Source organism: Anaerobacillus sp. CMMVII (assembly GCF_025377685.1).
Classification (GTDB): domain Bacteria; phylum Bacillota; class Bacilli; order Bacillales; family Anaerobacillaceae; genus Anaerobacillus.
The window spans coordinates 92,598-111,690 of the sequence record NZ_JACEHK010000013.1 but is presented as its reverse complement, the minus strand read 5'-3'; the positions used below and the strand labels follow the sequence as shown (position 1 = coordinate 111,690).

Genomic DNA, 19,093 nt, shown 5'->3' with positions numbered 1-19,093 from the left:
AGGGGTCTGACCCCCAGCGCGTTAAAGCTTTAACGCAGTGGGGGTCAGACCCCTTTTCTTTCCAATATAAATTACATAAACGTTTTACTATGGAGTGTTAGCTCATTTATTCGTTTGCGGTTTGGTTCATAGCCAATTCCAGGGCTAGTTGGTACATGAATGTAGCCATCTTGCATAGTAACTTCCGGTGTAATAATGTCTTGTTTCCAGTAATGTGCTGAAGGGGCGGTATCGCCCGGCAGTGTAAAGTTAGCAAGGGATGTGATCGCAATATTGTGCGCGCGACCAATTCCAGCTTCAAGCATTCCACCGCACCAAACTGGGATTTGATGCTTTTCACATAAATCGTGAATCTTCTTCGTCTCCGTCAAACCGCCAACACGACCAATTTTTAAATTAATGATTTTGCAACTTCCAAGTTCAATCGCTTTTCGGGCATCTTCCACAGTATGAATGCTTTCATCAAGACAAATAGGAGTTTGTAATTCAGCTTGAAGTTTTGCATGATCAATAATGTCATCGCTGTCCAAAGGTTGTTCTATCATCGTTAGCTTAAACTCATCTAATTTTGTAGATGCTCAATATCGGCTAAAGTGTATGCGCAATTTGCGTCCGCCATCAGCTGGATATTCGGATATTCACGTCGGATAGCTTTGATAACCTTAACATCCCAGCTTGGTTTAATTTTCACTTTAATTCGTTTATAACCTTCGTTCACATACACCTTTACCTGCTGTAGTAAGTCTTCAAGAGAATTTTTAATCCCGACACTAACACCTACTTCGATTTTGTCTTTGACACCACCAAGCGCACTAGCTAAAGATAAATTATTCTCTTTGGCATAAAGATCCCAAATGGCACATTCTAGAGCTGCTTTAGCATTATAATTTCGACGGATCGGGTTAAATAGGTCCGAAATTTGATCAGGGTGATCTATCTCATTTTCAAAACTAGTGGAATTAAGAAATCCTCTAACATGTGCCAATTCGTCTTTACTGTTTCCTCATTATAGATAGGCTCTATGATTGAGACGGCCTCACCCCAACCAGATAAACCACTTTTAGAGATAACCTCAACTATAAGAAAATCCTTATCAACCTCTGTCCCTACACTTGTTGTAAAAGGAGTCAAAAGCTCCATTTTTACATGTCTTAAAACAATGCTCTTAATCTCCATTCAAAAGTCTCCTTACTTCTCTCGTTTTTCTAAAAGATACAAATATTGATGATCCTGTTTAGAATCTTTTATTAGGTCCGTTACGACCCATCCTAAACGTAAGTAATGACTAAAAACGTCTCGGGTTACGTTCCGCCACTTTAGGGCTAGCGGAAAATCACAATTCTTCATTTCTTGAAAATTACCTGGGACCGGTATAACTACTGTCCCTTGATTTTGACCCAAATCAATTTTACCAGGAACAAGAAATTGATCTTGTAGACTCGTAGAAATTGTCAATGGCTGGTCAATATCTATCAGCTCAGTCTTCTTATTACATGGTCTTTTAATCTCCCACTCAACTAAAAAACGGTCGGTTGGAAGTCCTGCATTCAGATTGTCCGCCATTTCACCGTAGGCATTTTCTATATACGTAGAGCAAACCGCTCCGAGTTTGTGCAAATTTAAATAGCCATTCACCGTTTCTAATGGGTCGTACGTCCAAGTGATGAGCTCGTAGCCTAATTCTAGCGCCATTTTTTTCTGTGCCCATTTAAGTTTTTCACCTATCCCATATTTTCGGTAATCGGGGTGAATCCCTAAGCTATGCGAAACAAGATATATATTTTTGCCATTAAAGCCTGGGAAACTATATTGGAATCCGACTAGTTCCATATGTATAAAGGCCCCGAGAACGAGGCCACCATTTTTAACGGCTGCAGCTGTTTGATTGACAGGTACAGCATCATCTATACTCCAAATACGTTCTTCTAATTTTTTTACGATTTCTAATTCCTCAATCGATTGAAGGGGACGAATTTCTAACGTTGATAAGTTCAAAGAATAAACCTCCTTCATCAATTAAAAAATAAGATGCGCAACCCCGACGACAATTGGTAACGTAATAAGTGTGCGTAGTAGGAAGATTAAAATTAAATCTTTGATGCTGATTGGCAACTTTGAACCTAACAGTAAACCACCCATTTCAGACATATAAACAAGCTGGGTCACTGACACACAGGCAATAATGAATCTCGTCATTTCGCTTTCAATTCCGCTTCCGATAACGGCTGGAAGAAACATATCCGCAAATCCAACTACCATCGTTTGAGCGGCTGCTTGTGCTTCAGGAACTTGTAGGAACATTAAAATCGGCTCAAAAGGCTTTCCTAGAATTGTAAAAACTGGCGTATGCTCTGCAATAACTAATGCCACCGTACCGATAGCCATTACAATTGGAAGGACCCCTACCCACATATCAATAACATTTTGAAACCCTTCCCTAACAATTGTCTTAGCGCTTTTGTTCGTCTTCGCTTTTGTAATAGCCTGGTTTAAACCCCATTTGACCATTGAGGTATTGGCTGGAATTAGATTTTCAGCTTTCAACTCAGTACCTTCGTAACCAGTATTGGCTTTTTTAGATAATGGTGGAATGCGTGGCATAATAATCGCTGCAACAAGTCCAGCTAAAATAATCGTAAAATAATATTCTCCGAAATAATGACCTAAGTCTAAATACTGAATAATAACAATCGTAAACGTAATTGAAACTACTGAAAATGTCGTTGCTACAACAGCCGCTTCACGTTTCGTATAATAACCTTCTTCATACTGCTTAGTTGTTAATAAAACACCAATCGTACCATCCCCTACCCACGATGCTAAACAATCTAATGATGAACGTCCTGGTAGTGTAAAAACTGGTCTCATTATTTTTATTAATAAAGCACCAATAAACTCAAGTAAGCCAAAATTCAATAGTAACGGTAAGAACAATCCTGCAAATAGAAACGTAGTTAATAGGATTGGGATCAAGTCATACATTAATAGTCCACCTGTATATTCAGACGAGATCCATTCTGGTCCCCATGTATAAACGGTGATGACCGCAAAGATTAATCCTAAAATCCGAGCTATCAACCAAAAAACAGAAACATTTAGTAGATTATTTAGAAAATAATTTCTCGTAATCACATCGGGTTTCAATACAACTGCGATTATAGATCCTAGTACGGATACGGCAAGGAGGATCACTGTAATCGTTGGAACAGCATTTCCTAATAGCGAGTTTAATTCATTCGCTAAGAAAGCAACCGGAATCGTGACACTATCGCCTGAAGAGATCGGCACTAAAAATAACAGTAAACCGACTAATGACGGTAAAATAAATTTCAAATAATCTTGAGTGCTATGTGCTGGCAATTGTACTTTTTTATTTTGACTCTTGTCTTTCGTTAATCCGTTCATGTAAAATGAACCCCCTTATATAAAAATACTAATAAATTATTCTAAGAAAAGTTCTTGTTCATTATAGAGTAATTCTAATTTTTGCAGTCGCTTCCTAATCCTATCATGGTCACGTTTATGGATACCAGCGATAATTATTTCCAACAAACTTATCACCGAAGCAATGGAATGATGCCCTGATTCCATCTGTTCTTCCGTCGTCAGTGTAAGCGCCGCAACCTGACCGACTGGTGACAATTGTCTGTTCGTAATGGCAATAATTTTTGCCTGTACTTTTTGAACAAGGTTTGCTAATTCAACGGTTTCCTTTCTGTAACGTGGAAACGAGAAAATGACTACTACTGAGTTTTCGGTTAATTCACAAAGATCCTCAGTCAAAAAACCAGTAGGGTTTGAGATGAATACGTTTTCTCGAAGTTGATTTAACGTGTAATAAAACCAATAGCCTGCTGCATAAGAACTGCCAATTCCCCCAATAAAAATTCTATCTGCTGCAATTAACTGGTCAACTGCTTTCCATAAATCCTCTGTATTCACTTGATGCAATAGCTGTTGTAAAAGTAATTTTTCTTGATCTACTACCGCCGTGAACAGTTTATCTTCATCGTTACACTCTTTTTCAGCTAGATCGCCTTCTCCTGCCATCGCCTGTTTATTCGTAAGCCAATCTTTACGAATGCTTTCTTGCATTTGTGAAAATCCGCTGAAGCCGAGTGCATATGCGAACCGAATAACTGTCGTTTCACTTACGCCCACCCTTCGACCGATTTGATAAGCGGTAAGTAACGCCGATTCATCTTGGTGAAGCATTAGATATTCGGCAACCTTTTTTTGACCAACGGATAATGCCGAAAAATTCTCTTTAATAATTGAAGTCAATGTTTTTTGCTCCATGATAACTCCTTTCTATATAGATGAAGGAAAAACTTCATAAATTGATTATAGTGCATAATCCCCTTCAATAAAATATAAAAATTATAAATATTCTAAATACTATATAAAAACAGGTCATTCGGCTACTTATGTAGAAACAATCATATTATGAACTCCTTCTATTAGTATGAAAAATAAAATTTAGGGAATTTACTAATCAATAGTAGAAATAAGGTGGTGCTTTTCCTTGAGTACAAATCATTTATTTATAAAAGAGCTTTATGAGCAACTAAAAAAAGACCCTATTCAAGATTGGGCTGCTACACTCGCCTTTTATTTTATGCTATCAATCTTTCCATTACTTATTTTTATTTTATCTTTAGTACCATACTTACCACTGAATTCCGTACAAATTTACAATTTTGTACACGACTATGCTCCTCCTGAATTAGCTGAATTATTTACTGAAACCGTATTAGAAGTTCTCGTTGAACCTAAAGGCGGCCTATTATCCTTTGGTATTTTAGCTACAATATGGACAGCATCTAACGGTATCAATGCACTAATTCGATCGCTAAATCGCGCCCATAACATTGATGAAACTCGTTCTTTTATAAAGATCAGATTGATGTCGATTTTTTTGACACTTGGAATGGTAACTGTATTTTTCGTAACGTTACTTCTTCCGGTTTTTGGAAATGTCATTATAAATGGTATTGACCAACTATTCGCTCTTCCTGAACAAACATATACGATTTTAAATCGTCTGCGCTGGATCATCGGTGTTGTCACAATGACCGCCGTACTGATGCTTTTGTACATGATTGCTCCCAATCGAAAATTAGCCCCACGCCAAGTCATTTACGGCGCGTTAGTGGCTACGATTAGTTGGCAAATTATTTCCCTGGGGTTTTCAATCTATGTAGAGAACTTCAACAATTACACAGCAACCTACGGAAGTTTAGGTGGTGTAATCATTTTAATGCTCTGGTTTTTCCTAAGTGGCCTCATCCTTGTCATCGGTGGTGAAATTAACGCCACGCTTTACAATATTAAACTAATGAAGCGATAATGAAAAGAGAAAATTGTGTGAAGATGTTAGATTGAATAAATTTGGGGTCTGACCCCCACCGCAGTAAAGCTTTAAAGCGGTATAAGTGCAATGTCATTTTAGAAGTCACACTCATCCATCAAATTATGTACGGTTGAAGAATAGAAAAAGCAAACGGATTAGTTATACTGCTGTAGTGTGATTAATCCTTATTTGTGTGCTCTCCATGATCATATTTAGTTTCTGTATAGTCATCCCAAAAACTTAAGTGCGATGTTTTGTTCCCTTTACCAACCACTGTTTTTTAGAAATTATTTCCCTATATCAAATAATGGGAAATCTACCATCCTCACTTTTCCTACTTCCCTTCCATTTCATTGTTGAATAACGTGGGATTTTTTTGTATTAACTATTATACAAATCCAGAGCTTTACATTTATCAGACAAAAGGTTTGTCAAAAAATATAATTCATCTCAAAAAAGTTGGTGGCTTGAGATTAACTCATCGGGGTCTGACCCCCGCCGCTGTGAAGCTTTAACGTAGATTAGGAAGATCTCTACTCTATCTTAAAATTCGACACTAGTACATTTTGATTAGCCTTAACAATAAAAAGAAGTATTCAGCTAATACATAAGACCTATATTTTGGTACTTTCAAATAGGTATTTAACACCGAAATAGTAAATTTATCAAAAACGTTCGACAAAGCCTATTACACTAATAGCCAAATTTAGCTTAAATCATCTTTTTTAATACAAATTTCAATACTTTATTCGAAATCCTATTATTATACTAAGAATACTATAATTTTAGTAACTTCTTCTCATTCTAATTCCCAAAACTAATCTTAACAGTTAATTTTATTAGCATTTCAGAGAAGTTCAGGAGACAATCCAAATGAAAATCATTATTATTTTAAGATAATCCCGTTTTTAATTTTCTTAATATTCTTAATAAATTGACGACTTAACCCTTTCCATATAAATTTAAATAGTACATTGGCTTGTTTAGAATTTGGCCGAGAAAGGAGGATATACATAACTATTAAAATTCACCACATTTGCTCTGTCTGTCTTTATGTAACCCCTTTGAAGAACTAATAAAAAATGGAAAGGAGATGTTTTGATGTCGATCAGAAAACCGAATGTATTTTTCATTTACTCAATTATTTTCACATTAATTTTCTCGAGTTTTGCAAGTTTAGGAGGGATTGTTAGAGCAGAACAACCCACTCAGCCTAATTTTTTCTTAGAAGTTGACGGAACATCTTCTGATCTTGTAACTGTAATTGTGGAACTTGAGGAAGTATCTATCCTAGAAGCAAAACATAATGGGACTTATCAGACAAGGAACAATTAGAGGCTGAGCGCCAAAGCATTATTGAGCAAATTGAGAAAGTAGCCTCTGTAAAAGTAAACAGAGAATACGATCATGTATTTTCTGGGTTTTCGTTAGAAATTGCTGGAGATCAACTACATCATCTTTCAGCTATTTCAGGGATAAAAGCTGTATATGAAAATGTAACATATCAGGTTTCCTCTATTGATGAAGCAGAACTGTTGGATCCTGAAGCATTTAGTCCTATGATGATGGACAGTGCACCTTTCATTGGAGCAAATGATGCTTGGGATGCTGGTTTTACTGGTAAAGGGATTACAGTAGCCGTTATTGATACTGGGGTCGATTATACACATCCAGATCTTGCCCACGCTTTTGGTGACTATTTAGGTTGGGATTTTGTGAGTAACGATGCAGATCCACAAGAAACGATTACAGGAACTTTAAGTCGTCGAACAAACCACGGAACACACGTTGCTGGTACGATTGCAGGAAACGGAAAAATTAAAGGTGTTGCACCAGATGCAACGTTATTAGCCTATCGGGTATTAGGACCAGGTGGAAGCGGAACTACCCAAAACGTAATCGCCGGAATTGAGCGTGCTGTGTTAGACGGCGCTGATGTTATGAACTTGTCTTTAGGTAACTCTACAAATAACCCAGACTTTGCAACGAGTCTTGCCCTAGACCGTGCAATGGCTGATGGTGTTGTAGCAGTAACATCTAACGGAAACAGTGGTCCTAATGACTGGACTGTTGGGTCACCTGGTACTTCACGTCAAGCGATTTCTGTTGGAGCAACTATGTTACCCTATAATTTATTTAGTGCTGATATTTTCACTTCTGAAGGTGTAAATTATCCAAGTAGTGCAGTCATGGGCTACCCTTCTGAAGAAGCTCTACTCGCTTTAAATAATGGTGAATACGAACTTGTAGATGTTGGTCTTGCCGGAACTGATGCTCATTTTGCAGGCAAAGACCTTGAGGGGAAGATTGCCTTAATGAGTCGTGGTGATTATCCTTTCGTTGACAAAGCACAAAACGCAAAAGATCGCGGTGCAATTGGAGCCGTTATCTATAACAATGTCGCAGGGGTTCAACCAGAGGTTCCTGGTACTGCTATTCCGATGATTATGTTGACACAAGAAGATGGGCAAAAATTACTTGCTGAATTAGCCGCTGGTAACAACACAATTTCATTTGACATTGTTTTTGATAAGGCCGTTGGTGAGACGATGGCAAACTTCTCATCTCGTGGCCCGGTTATGGGGAATTGGATGATTAAACCAGATGTTTCAGCACCTGGAGTTGCGATTGTAAGTACTGTACCTTTGCACCACTCTTCAGGTCCACATACACACGGATATGCAGCCTTCCAAGGAACGAGTATGTCAGCTCCACATGTCGCTGGAGCAGCAGCGCTTATTTTAGAAGCGCACCCAAATTGGAGTGTAGATTTTGTTAAAGCAGCATTAATGAATACAGCCGAGAACCTATACGATGCAAACGGAAACCTTTATCCACATAACAGTCAAGGTGCTGGAAGTATTCGGGTACTTGATGCAATAAATACCGATGTACTTGTTACACCAGGAAGTCACTCGTTTGGCATCTTCACTAAAGATGGTGGTAGAGAAGTAAGAAACCAAAGCTTTACAGTTCATAATATTTCAACAGAACGTCAAAGATTCTCAATTGATTTCAAAGGTCACGAAGGAATTAAAGTGATGACGAGTAATAATTTACAGGTCCAACCAGGAAAAACTCAGGAACTAAACTTTAATGTTCAAGTCGATGCAAAAAACCTTAAACCAGGTTACTATGAAGGTACATTTCTCTTGAGCTATGGTAATAAACAGGTAGAAGTACCAACAATTTTATTCGTTCAAGTACCAAGTAATATCAGTTTAGCATCGTGGCAAAATATCGCTATTTCTGGAGGGAATATTGTAGGTAACGTAAGTCTTCCTGTAGGAGCAGACGTATTCTCTGTACGTGTACGTAGTGAAGCGACAGGCCAATTATTAACAGAGATACCTCATGGCACAAATTTATCTGCTGGTTCATATGGTATTACTTGGGATATGACTATTAACGGTCAAGCTCTATCTCAAGGAAGGTACCAAGTTATTGCGTATGTCAAAAAAGGTGCACGAGAACAAGAAATTATTGGTGGCACACTTAATGTGAACTAAAGTAAATTAAGAAGCCTAAGATTTGGTATTCCTCATTACAGGCTGTTGAGAATGTCTCAACAGCCATTTTTATTCCATTAGCAATATGACCATTTCCAAGCATCTTTCCTCTTCAAAATTAGCATGAAGTTTGTAAACTAATGAGGTGGAGGGCAAATTCATTTTCCTCCACCTCATTAGTTTACAAAAACGGTCAAATCGCCTTCAATTAGAAAAATAAAACCATCTTAGCTAATCGTTGGATTTTTGGCAATGAAAGTGCTGCTCACGACCTTAAAATGAATATCTAACAACCTAGTCTATCAGTCGTTAGCAGCATTATCTAGAGAAGAAAGCTAGATTAACCTCCCCAACTACTCATGCCACCTCTTACATTCGTCACTTTTTTGAAACCTTGTTTTTTGTATACTACTTATTATTTGGACTAGTTGTTTTCTTTCTTGTTCAATGGTTTTTATCGGTGAAAGGTTTTCGCCAAGTTCATTTTCAAAACACACGATGTAAATATGAGTGAACAATTCTTTAGATAAAAGAAAGTGAACTCTCGAAGTTTAACTATTTCCAAGGTAGATTTTTAGTACTATATTACCTCAATAAAACTCTACTTTCTCCTAATACTTCTTCTCCCCACAAGAGGGAAAATTGATCTCCATCACTAACTGGGCCTACTCCTTCGGGTGTTCCTGTAAGATGATATCTCCTTCAGCTAAACCAAAGTGTTCTGCAGTGAAATCAATAATCGTTTGTAAATCAAACAGTAAATCTTTGATGTTCCCTAGTTGCACTTGTTCGCCGTTTTTTAACAATGCGAAATTTGTCTCTTTGCACGCCTCTTCACCTGGAAATTCGATAAATTTGCTTACTAAGGCAGAGTTAGGAAAGCCTTTTGCTAATAGCCAAGGATACCCCTTCTTTTTCAACTCACTTTGAACATCACGTAGGGTAAAGTCAATGCCGATCGCCATACTTTCGACTATATCATCAACCTTTATATTTTTTTCATATGCTTTTCCTATTTTTATCACTAATTCCACTTCATAATGAACCGCTCCTCTTTCCCAAGGCAGCGCTACTTCTTGTCCATTTGCTTCGACTAAAGCATGTGTAGGTTTAGAAAACAAAAACGGCGAAGTTGGTACCTCATTATTTAATTCCTTAGCATGTAAGGCGTAATTTCTCCCAACGCAATAAATATTTTTAATTGAGTTCATCAAGGGCACCTCCAAAACTTTGTAAAAATTGATCTAATTCAATTTTCGTTTTAAATTTAAACGAATAACCATAGCTAATCGGCGTTTTTCCATTCCTTATTTGCTTAGGGAATCTTCTTAGTGCCGTACTGTGGCTAACGCGTTCACTAGTTTTAAGGTCTTCTGCAATTGTTTCTGGGTTTAGTACGATACTTATTTTTTTATTAGGTAGTAAGTAAACAACTTCTTTATTACTACCATGCTCAAATTCTGCAGCCTTCGTTGTTTCGTTTGTTAAAATAAAATTATTTTTATAAAACGTTTTATATAACATGTCTTTCTCTTTGATCACTAAAGTCCCTTTTATCGTTGGCACTTTATTCGTCTTTATTGAAGGTTCTGCAAGCTCTTTTTCGGCTCTTAACGCTTGAAGTTGTTGGTTAACCTCATTCCACATCTCATCAATTTTTTGATACGCCTGTTCTAAATATGGTTTAATTAAGGTGTCCAGATCGGTGTTTTCTACAGTCTTCTTTAGAGGTAACTCATATTTAGGTGCTTCAAAATCGTAGCTGACATACACTTGCATATACCAAACACTTAGCTCATACAAGTACTGGTGGACCTGCAGTACATCGATAATTTCCGCTTCCTTGAGATCATGGACTGCTTTATTTCCTTTCTTCCTAACCAATTCTAATTTCATATATAGGTCTTCTTCAATTGCATTTTGACGGTATAACTTATGTATTCTTTCCGCGTGCTTAAGCCCAAAAACTTCTTCAATTCCCTCTTCATTACTAATCAGCTTCACAAGCTCTTCACTAAATAAACGACCCTGCATTAATGCAGCTTGAGGTTGATCGTATAATTGCTCTTCAATTCGATAAGCCAGTTCAGCCAATTCCTTTGAAAATTTTTCTACAAAAGCAAAAATAGATGTCATTACTCTACCACCTTATTGTTTTTCTTCCCGATGTCTGAACAGCTAATTCTAGTAATCTTCTAGTGTCCAACCAGTCTCCACTTATTGTAACATAAGCCAGAATAACCCTATAAAAAAATTGTTTGCTGGACTCTAATTCTATCTAAATCAATCTATAAAATAAGCAAAAGGCGCCCATAGATTAAAAGCGAACTCATTTTTTTATCTCTAAAAAAGTCATTTGACCTCGCCCACCATGTATCCTTCCTTGAGTCAAAAAATTATTGAACCCTAGCACCCATCAATTGAAGGTGTATATGGAAACACAATACAAAATAACCGAACGCTCCACTACGTTCGGTTACTCCTCCTACTTGACTAAATGATTTTTTACTTTATCTCTTAACGCCCGTTTCAAAAACTTTCCTACTGATGTTTTAGGGATTTCCTCCAAAAAGACAATGTCATCAGGTAACCACCATTTTGCAAATTGAGGCTTTAAAAATTCCAGCAAATCTTCTTTGGTTGTATTCTGATAACCTTCCTTTAGAACAACACAGGCAATTGGTCGTTCTTGCCATTCTTGGTGGGGAATTGCGACGACACTCGCTTCAAATACAGCTTCATGTGCCATCAAAGCATTCTCTAAATCAACGGAAGAAATCCATTCGCCACCACTTTTTATTAGATCCTTCGTGCGGTCAACAATTTTGATAACCCCTTCTTCATCAACGTTAACAACATCACCAGTATGAAGCCATCCATCTTTAAACGCTTCTTCAGATCGATCATCATTATAATAACTGTCGGCAATCCAAGGGCCGCGAATAAGTAATTCTCCCATTTCTTCTCCGTCCCAAGCTACCTCGCCATTTGCACCGACGACTTTCATCTCAAGACCTGGTACGAGTAAACCTTGTTTCGCTCGAACATGTAGTTTTTCCTCTTCAGGTAGATCAGTTTGATAACTCTTTAATCTCGAGAGCGTTACAAGTGGACTTGTTTCGGTCATACCATAAGCATGAAGAAACGGCATGTTATATTTTGTCTCATACGCGCGGATCATTCCAAGAGGTGCTGCCGAACCGCCACATAAAACTGCACGAACACTACTTGTATCATAGTTTCCACTTTCTAATTCATTTAATAGCCCCAGCCAAATCGTTGGCACCCCTGCAGTGATAGTCACTTTTTCTGTTTCAATCAGCTGCGCAAGCAATTTTGGTGTAAACTGCGGACCCGGGAGAATTTGTGTCGTCCCTAACCAAGTGGCTGCAAACGGTAAGCCCCAAGCATTCGCATGAAACATTGGAACTACTGGCATACAGCGATCAGTTTCTGAAAGTGCTGCCGTATCAGCAAGCGCCATTGCATAGCTATGTAAGACAATGCCACGGTGGGAATAGACGACACCTTTAGGACTCCCTGTAGTTGCAGATGTATAACACATTCCAGCTGCTGAATTTTCGTCAATGTCACTAGCGAATTCGTAACCTGGGTCTGCTTTTTTCAACAAATCTTCGTATGAGTAGACAGGTGTTAAATTTGTATTTGGTAACTCATCCTTATCGGTCATGATGATAAATGCCTTTACGGTCGTCAATTGGTCTTTAATTCGTTCAATAAGAGGCATTAAATCCTCATCGATTAAAAGAACTTTATCTTCTGCGTGATTAATAATATAGGTGATATGTTCTGGAGATAGGCGAATATTAATCGTGTGTAACACTGCTCCCATCCCAGGTGCGGCAAAATAGACTTCTAAATGCCGATGATGGTTCCATGCCAACGTACCCACTCGGTCACCTTGTGCAATACCTAATGTTTCTAACGCACTCGCAAGCCGACGTGTTCGTTGACCAATTTCTTTATACGTAAAACGTGAGATACGAGAGGAAGTCCTTGAAATCACCTCTTTTTTAGGAAAATATTTTTCTGCCCGCTCTAACATAGCTCCTACGGTTAATGGAACGTTCATCATCACTTCATTTCCCCTTTCAAAACTTTAGATGAGTTTAGTAGATTAACTATTTCTTCCCTATGTTCACCTTTTTCTGGTGGTGGTGTTGAATCCTCAATAACGGTTTGCGGCTGTGTTAAAATTTGTCTTATCCCCCAGTCTGTATCAACAATTCTGCCACGTTCGTTAAAATACTCGAATTTAGAAAGCTCTCCGGTTTCCAAAATTGGCGTTAAGCAGCAATCTACAGTTAAGCCAAATTGTGTCCATTCCTCTAAGCTTTTTGTTAAAAATAGCTGTTTCAATTCTTGAAAAATTGGATGTTTTTCAGAAGCAAGTGAGAGATGAGCATCGATCCAATCATCCCTACCTAGACCGAGACAGAAATTTATCCAAAACTTTTTTTCAAGAGCAGCTAGACTCACAAAACGTTTAGCTTTTGTTTCATAAATCTTATATGAAATAGTTTCTCCGCCAAGAGGTGCAATCCCATCTTGCTTCCCCTTTTCTTGTTCTACTAAAAGGTGGTTTGTCATCAATGTAGCCATAACATCAGTGATAGCGAGATCAATATGACACCCTTCACCTGTACGTTCGAGACCTATGAGTGCGCTTAAAATCGCTTCATTTGCGGCGATTCCTGCAATTAGATCCGCAAACGTATTCGTTGGCTGAACAGGTACGCCAGTTTCAGATTTTAGTTGAGCAAGGGCTCCGCTAAGTGACATATAGTTTAAATCATGACTCCCAAGTGTACTCATGCTTCCAGATTGACCGTAACCTGATATTGAACAATATATGAGTTGCGGTTGAACTTTCTTAAGCTGTTCATAGGATATTCCCAGCTTTTCTGCAACTCCAGGACGAAAACTTTCAATCACAACATCTGATTCTTTTATTAAATCCAATGCTAGTTTTTGATCTTTCTCATCTTTTAGGTTTAAAGTAATGCTTTTTTTATTGCGATTATTCGCCAAAAAAACAAGTCCAGTTCCATTCTTTTTATCACCTAACAAACGAGCAGGATCACCTTCAGGAGGTTCTACCTTTATGACCTCTGCTCCTAAATCTGCTAAACGAAGGGTTGCATATGGGCCTGGAAGGTAAAGAGAAAAGTCAATGATTCGTATCCCTTTCAGCATGTTCTATGTTCCTTTCTTCTAATAGTTATCATAAAACTGAATTTTCAGTTTTGTAACTTTAGGGTGATTCCATACGATCACCCCAAATCACTTTTTATAGACGCTCAATAATTGTGGCATTAGCCATTCCATGACCTTCACACATGGTTTGAAGACCATAACGCCCACCTGTTCGTTCTAGTTCATGCATCATCGTAATCATTAACCGAACACCACTTGCACCAAGAGGATGTCCTAATGCGATTGCTCCACCATTGGGATTTAACTTGCTGGCATCGGCACCTGTCTCCTTTAACCAAGCGAGCGGAACTGAAGAGAACGCTTCGTTGACTTCGAAAATATCAATCTCGTCAATGGCTAATCCTGACTTTTCTAATGCTTTTACCGTCGCCGGAATTGGGGCGGTTAGCATAAGTGTTGGATCTGAACCAACGACCACTCTTGTCAAAATCTTAAACTTCGGTTTCAATCCAAGTTGTTCGGCACGTTCTCTCGACATGATTAACACGGCCCCGGCCCCATCACTAATTTGGCTTGAGTTCCCGGCGTGAATACTACCATCCTTCTTAAATACCGGATTTAAACTACTCAACTTTTCAATAGTCGTATCTGGTCTTGGCCCTTCATCATCATGAACGGTTACTACAGAGCCATCAGGTAAGGTTACTTCAACTTTGACTATTTCTCTTTTAAATCTTCCCTCTTTTTGTGCTTGAACCGCTTTCAAATGGCTCTCTAACGAAAATTGATCAAGCTCTTCACGGCTCATCTCCCATTTATCTACAATTCGTTCGGCTGATAAGCCTTGGTGAATGATCTCATATTGTTTCGTTAAGTTCTCACTTAGTGATGCACCTTGATAATTTGAACCCATTTGAACCCGGGACATACTTTCAACACCACCGGCAATAACAATATCCATATCACCACTTAAAATTGCTTGCGCAGCAAAATGGATTGCTTGCTGACTTGATCCGCATTGACGATCGATCGTTGTCCCTGGAACAGTATCTGGAAAACCAGCAATAAGCGCTGCGACTCTAGCAATATCCCCTGCCTGCTCACCAGATTGCGTAACACACCCCATGATTACATCCTCTACTAAATCTGCTGATATATTTGCGCGATTGACCACCTCTTTTAAAACAATTGCTGCTAAATCATCTGGACGAATATGTTGCAGCAAACCTTTTCGTTTCCCCATTGGGGTCCTGACCGCTTCAACTATGACAGCTTCTCTCATTTAAAAATCACCTTCTTCATTTATTTGAGTGAATTTCACAATTCCCTTAACCAAGCTATATCAATCTAAATGTAGTTACGAAAATAGTGAATTATGAAATTCATTAAGTTTTACAGGCTATAAGCCCATATTTTTTGCAATGATAACTTTCATGATTTCGTTGGTACCTGCATAAATCGCCGATACTGGTGTATCTCGAAAACGTCTTGCAATCTTGTATTCTTCCATATAACCATAGCCACCATAGAGTTGCATGCAATCAGAAGCCACTTGCTTTGCCATTTCTGTAAGCTTCCATTTGGCCATTGATACTTGAGTAACCACTTCTTGGCCTGCCATATGTTTTGCGATTAGTTGATCAATAAATGTTCTTCCCATTTCAATATCTGTAGCCATCTCCGCTAGTTTAAATTGGATATGTTGAAACTTGGATATTGGTTTTCCAAAAGCCTCTCTTGTTTTTACATAATCCAGCGTCATTTCAAGCATGTCTTCTGCAGCCACTTGGGCAGCAATCGCTACAACTAAACGCTCTTGCTGGAGCTTATCCATTAAATATAAAAAGCCTTTTCCTTCTTGGCCTAATAAATTTTCTTTTGGGACAAGACAATCCTCAAAGATTAATTCAGCTGTGTCTTGACTGTGCAGACCGATTTTATTTAACTTTTTCCCCCGAGTAAAACCTGTTGTCCCACGTTCAACAACAAGCAAGCTAATCCCTTTGTGCTTTGGTACTACTTTCACATCGGTTTTACAGGCAACGATCACTAAGTCTGAATGAATTCCATTCGTAATAAAGGTTTTTTGCCCGTTTAGTACATAATGATCTCCATCTAAAACCGCTGTAGTTTTAAGATTCGCAAGGTCAGAGCCTGCGCCGGGTTCGGTCATCGCAATCGCCGTTATCGTTTCACCTGTCACACATTTTGGTAGCCAGCGTTGTTTTTGCTCCACTGTTCCGTAAGAAGTAATATAGGGAACACAAATATCATTATGAAGTCCAATTCCTACTAAACTCGTTCCGACTCGCTCAAGTTCTTCGTTTATAACGACAGAAAAGCCCCAGTCCACCTCAGAACCACCGTACTTTTCCTCAACATTTGGACAAAGAAAGCCTTGTTTCCCCATCTTCTCCCAAAACGATCTAGGAATGATTCGATCTTCCTCCCATTTTTCAAAATAAGGGAGGGCCTCCTTCTCTAAAAATTTACGTAATGCCTTACGATATATGTCATGGTCTTCATTTAAATAGGGATGATTCATTTTTACTACCTCCTTCTCGCCTATTTTTTTAGATGCAAGTACCGTGCCAAAAGATTTGTGATGCGAAATTTATATAGAATTGCTTTTTAATAAGGCTGGTTTCGCACAGTTTGTTGCTTTCGTAAAAATCACAAATGCCGGATTTTTACACAAAATACTAAGAATTCACCACTAATTTAGTAAAGATTGCTCTTTTCTTATTAATTTATTGAGTGATATCTTATCTTCAGCCTAAGGTATTTTATTTTAGTAAAAAGCAACAAGTTTTTTTGTGCGACGAGTAACCGCAGGAGCAATGTTTACAAAAAGAGCCTTTAGTAAAGATGCTTCGAAATTGATCAGCAAAACACCTTGCATAATAGGTAGGCAACATGTAAGAAAGTGTCCAAAAAATAGACACTTCCCTTTTTAAAGTTGGAATTTTTTTAGTTTTTCATAAAGACCTGATCGACTAATTCCTAATAATTCTGCTGCCTTCGTTTTATTCCCATTTGCTGCATATAAAGCTTTGTCTATCGCTGATCGTTCTGCAGACTCTGCCATTTTAACTGTTGAACTCTTACGTGTTTTTTCAACGATGTATTCAGGTAAATCCTCAATTTGAATTTTTCCATGTTCTGCAAATGTCATCGCTCTTTCTAGCACATTTCTTAATTCTCGGACATTGCCAGGCCAATCATAATTCTCCAATGCTATTTTCACTTGGTCTTGTATACCAATAATACTCGTGCCTAAAATACGGTTTAAGTTTTCCATTAAAACTTCAATTAATAGCTGAATATCATGCTTTCGCTCACGTAAAGGTGGTATTTGAAGCGTAATCACATTTAATCGATAATACAAATCCTCCCGGAAATCGCCGCTTTCAACCATTGTTTCTAGATGACGGTTTGTAGCCGCAATGATCCGAACATCAACTTGCACTCGCTCTGTACCGCCGACACGATAAAATTCACGTTCTTGAAGGACTCTAAGTAATTTCGCCTGAAGAGTTAAGGACATGTCTCCAATCTCGTCTAAAAAAAGTGTGCCACCATGGGCGAGATCGAATTTACCAATTTTGCCTTTTTGTCTTGCTCCTGTAAAGGCTCCATCTTCATAGCCAAAAAATTCCGATTCAAGCAGATGTTCAGGTATCGCTGCACAGTTAACGACAACGAAATTGCCATCGTTTCGAGCACTACTACTATGGATTGCATGAGCAAACAGTTCTTTTCCAGTTCCACTTTCGCCACGAATTAAGATTGTTGAACGTCCTTTGGCAGCTTTTGCTGCACTCCTTTTCAATTTATCTACGTATGGGTCTCGACTTATAATTTGTTCCCAACTAAAACGCGAGGTTTTCGATTGCTGCAGTTGCTTTTCAAAATAAGCCGCCTTCTTTTCTGCTTTTTCTAGCTTTTTATACAATTCACTTACTTGATTTAATTGACGAAACGTAACTTTGCCTAGAGCTCCGATCACCTCTTGGTCCTGTTTGATAGGTATTCGATTAATAATATATTTAATTCCATTAATCTCCATAAAATCACTTAACTCAGCCTCACCTGTTTCAAAGACCGTTTCTAAATGTAATTGCGGTAAAATGTGTTCAATCGATTTATGTAAAACTTGAGCTTTTTTTAAGTCAAATAAATCCAATAGTAGTTGGCTAACCATTGTCACTTTCCGATTCTGATCAATCATTAAAATGCCATCATACGCGTGATCAATCGCAGTATCCAACGTTTGTTTTAAATTCTTAACCGTCTGCAATTCTTGGGCCATATGTTCTAATTCAGTAACTCCTTGGAACATAGCGATAATTCCTTCTGTCCCACCAACTGTACGGTAATAAGAAACCCTTAGCATCGTTTGTTCTTTACCGACAGTTACTTTTGGAACATAAAAAGATGGTCTACTAGTAGTTTTCACTTGAGGAAACAGCTCGTGAAATGACTGCCCTAGAAGCTCTTCTCTCGTTTTATTGATCATCCCTAAAAATTGATCATTGCTATAGATGAGTTTCTTCTCACCATCTGTCATAAGAACACCTAGTTGTGAGTTTTCTAAAATTGTTTCTAGCTGCTTCTTCAGCATGTTTGATGACTGCAGCAAAGCATTTACCATATCTGTTTTTTGTAACAACCCAATCACACGTTTTCTTTCATCGAGTACCACTCCAGTACCGACACGACTTTTTTGAACATTTTCTGTAATAGTCTCATAAGAAGTATTGAAATCTATCGTTACAGCTTCTTTTTTAATGTAGGCAGTGATCGGTGCTGTTAGGTTTTTTTCCTCAAGCATCATTTGGTATAGTTCACTTCTAGTAAAAATCCCTTTCAGTTTTCCTTCTTCATCAGTAACCGGAAGTACATTCCACTTTGTTTGTTTCATTATCATAATAGCTTCACGCATCGTTGTTTCTACATTTATCGTACAGTCTATCGGAGTCATTATTTCTTTTAGGTTAATCACCTAATCTACCCCCTTTCCTCTATTTTACAATAAAAAGGAATTGTTTTT

10 protein-coding genes and 3 pseudogenes are annotated in these 19,093 nt (G+C 38.1%); 2 read left to right on the top strand and 11 right to left on the bottom strand.

The window, feature by feature from the left end; all coding sequences use genetic code 11:
* Window positions 1-71: 71 nt before the first annotated feature.
* The 4 genes and pseudogenes from menC to H1D32_RS17070 all read right to left on the bottom strand — a co-directional run bounded on the left by menC (window position 72) and on the right by H1D32_RS17070 (window position 4,299).
* Window positions 72-1,176 (bottom strand): annotated as a pseudogene (gene menC, locus H1D32_RS17085) (o-succinylbenzoate synthase).
* Between the two features lie 12 nt (window positions 1,177-1,188).
* Window positions 1,189-1,995 (bottom strand): GNAT family N-acetyltransferase, encoded by an 807-nt coding sequence (locus tag H1D32_RS17080; protein WP_261179483.1) that lies wholly within the window; start codon window positions 1,993-1,995, stop codon window positions 1,189-1,191.
* A 21-nt stretch (window positions 1,996-2,016) separates the two neighbouring features.
* Entirely contained in the window at window positions 2,017-3,405 is a 1,389-nt protein-coding gene (locus H1D32_RS17075; RefSeq protein ID WP_261179482.1) for a YjiH family protein, read from the bottom strand.
* Between the two features lie 36 nt (window positions 3,406-3,441).
* Complete coding sequence (locus H1D32_RS17070; protein ID WP_261179481.1) at window positions 3,442-4,299, bottom strand: MurR/RpiR family transcriptional regulator; 858 nt, start codon at window positions 4,297-4,299, stop codon at window positions 3,442-3,444.
* A gap of 226 nt (window positions 4,300-4,525) precedes the next feature.
* On the opposite strand from H1D32_RS17070, the gene H1D32_RS17065 reads away from it, so the two are divergent.
* Together H1D32_RS17065 and H1D32_RS17060 are read left to right on the top strand one after the other, a co-directional pair.
* A complete protein-coding gene (locus H1D32_RS17065) occupies window positions 4,526-5,350 on the top strand; it encodes a YihY/virulence factor BrkB family protein (protein WP_261179480.1) in 825 nt (274 codons plus the stop codon).
* 1,104 nt (window positions 5,351-6,454) lie between these two features.
* Window positions 6,455-8,862: pseudogene (locus H1D32_RS17060) on the top strand (S8 family serine peptidase).
* 585 nt (window positions 8,863-9,447) lie between these two features.
* On the opposite strand, the pseudogene H1D32_RS17055 reads toward H1D32_RS17060, so the two are convergent.
* From H1D32_RS17055 to H1D32_RS17025, 7 genes and pseudogenes are all read right to left on the bottom strand, one after another.
* A pseudogene (locus H1D32_RS17055) lies at window positions 9,448-10,073 on the bottom strand (fumarylacetoacetate hydrolase family protein).
* Entirely contained in the window at window positions 10,060-10,998 is a 939-nt protein-coding gene (locus H1D32_RS17050; RefSeq protein WP_261179479.1) for a DUF4145 domain-containing protein, read from the bottom strand. The pseudogene H1D32_RS17055 and the gene H1D32_RS17050 overlap by 14 nt, the downstream one beginning before the upstream one ends.
* A 349-nt stretch (window positions 10,999-11,347) precedes the next feature.
* Complete coding sequence (locus tag H1D32_RS17045; RefSeq protein WP_261179495.1) at window positions 11,348-12,958, bottom strand: long-chain fatty acid--CoA ligase; 1,611 nt, start codon at window positions 12,956-12,958, stop codon at window positions 11,348-11,350.
* A complete protein-coding gene (locus H1D32_RS17040; protein WP_261179478.1) occupies window positions 12,958-14,079 on the bottom strand; it encodes a CaiB/BaiF CoA transferase family protein in 1,122 nt (373 codons plus the stop codon). The genes H1D32_RS17045 and H1D32_RS17040 overlap by 1 nt, the downstream gene beginning before the upstream one ends.
* A 94-nt stretch (window positions 14,080-14,173) precedes the next feature.
* On the bottom strand, window positions 14,174-15,322 hold the full coding sequence (locus H1D32_RS17035; protein ID WP_261179477.1) for a thiolase family protein: 1,149 nt from the start codon (window positions 15,320-15,322) through the stop codon (window positions 14,174-14,176).
* 117 nt (window positions 15,323-15,439) lie between these two features.
* Window positions 15,440-16,585 (bottom strand): acyl-CoA dehydrogenase family protein, encoded by a 1,146-nt coding sequence (locus H1D32_RS17030; RefSeq protein ID WP_261179476.1) that lies wholly within the window; start codon window positions 16,583-16,585, stop codon window positions 15,440-15,442.
* 408 nt (window positions 16,586-16,993) lie between these two features.
* Window positions 16,994-19,045, bottom strand: coding sequence for a sigma-54-dependent Fis family transcriptional regulator (locus H1D32_RS17025; RefSeq protein ID WP_261179475.1), 2,052 nt, complete (start codon window positions 19,043-19,045; stop codon window positions 16,994-16,996).
* Between the last annotated feature and the right edge of the window lie 48 nt (window positions 19,046-19,093).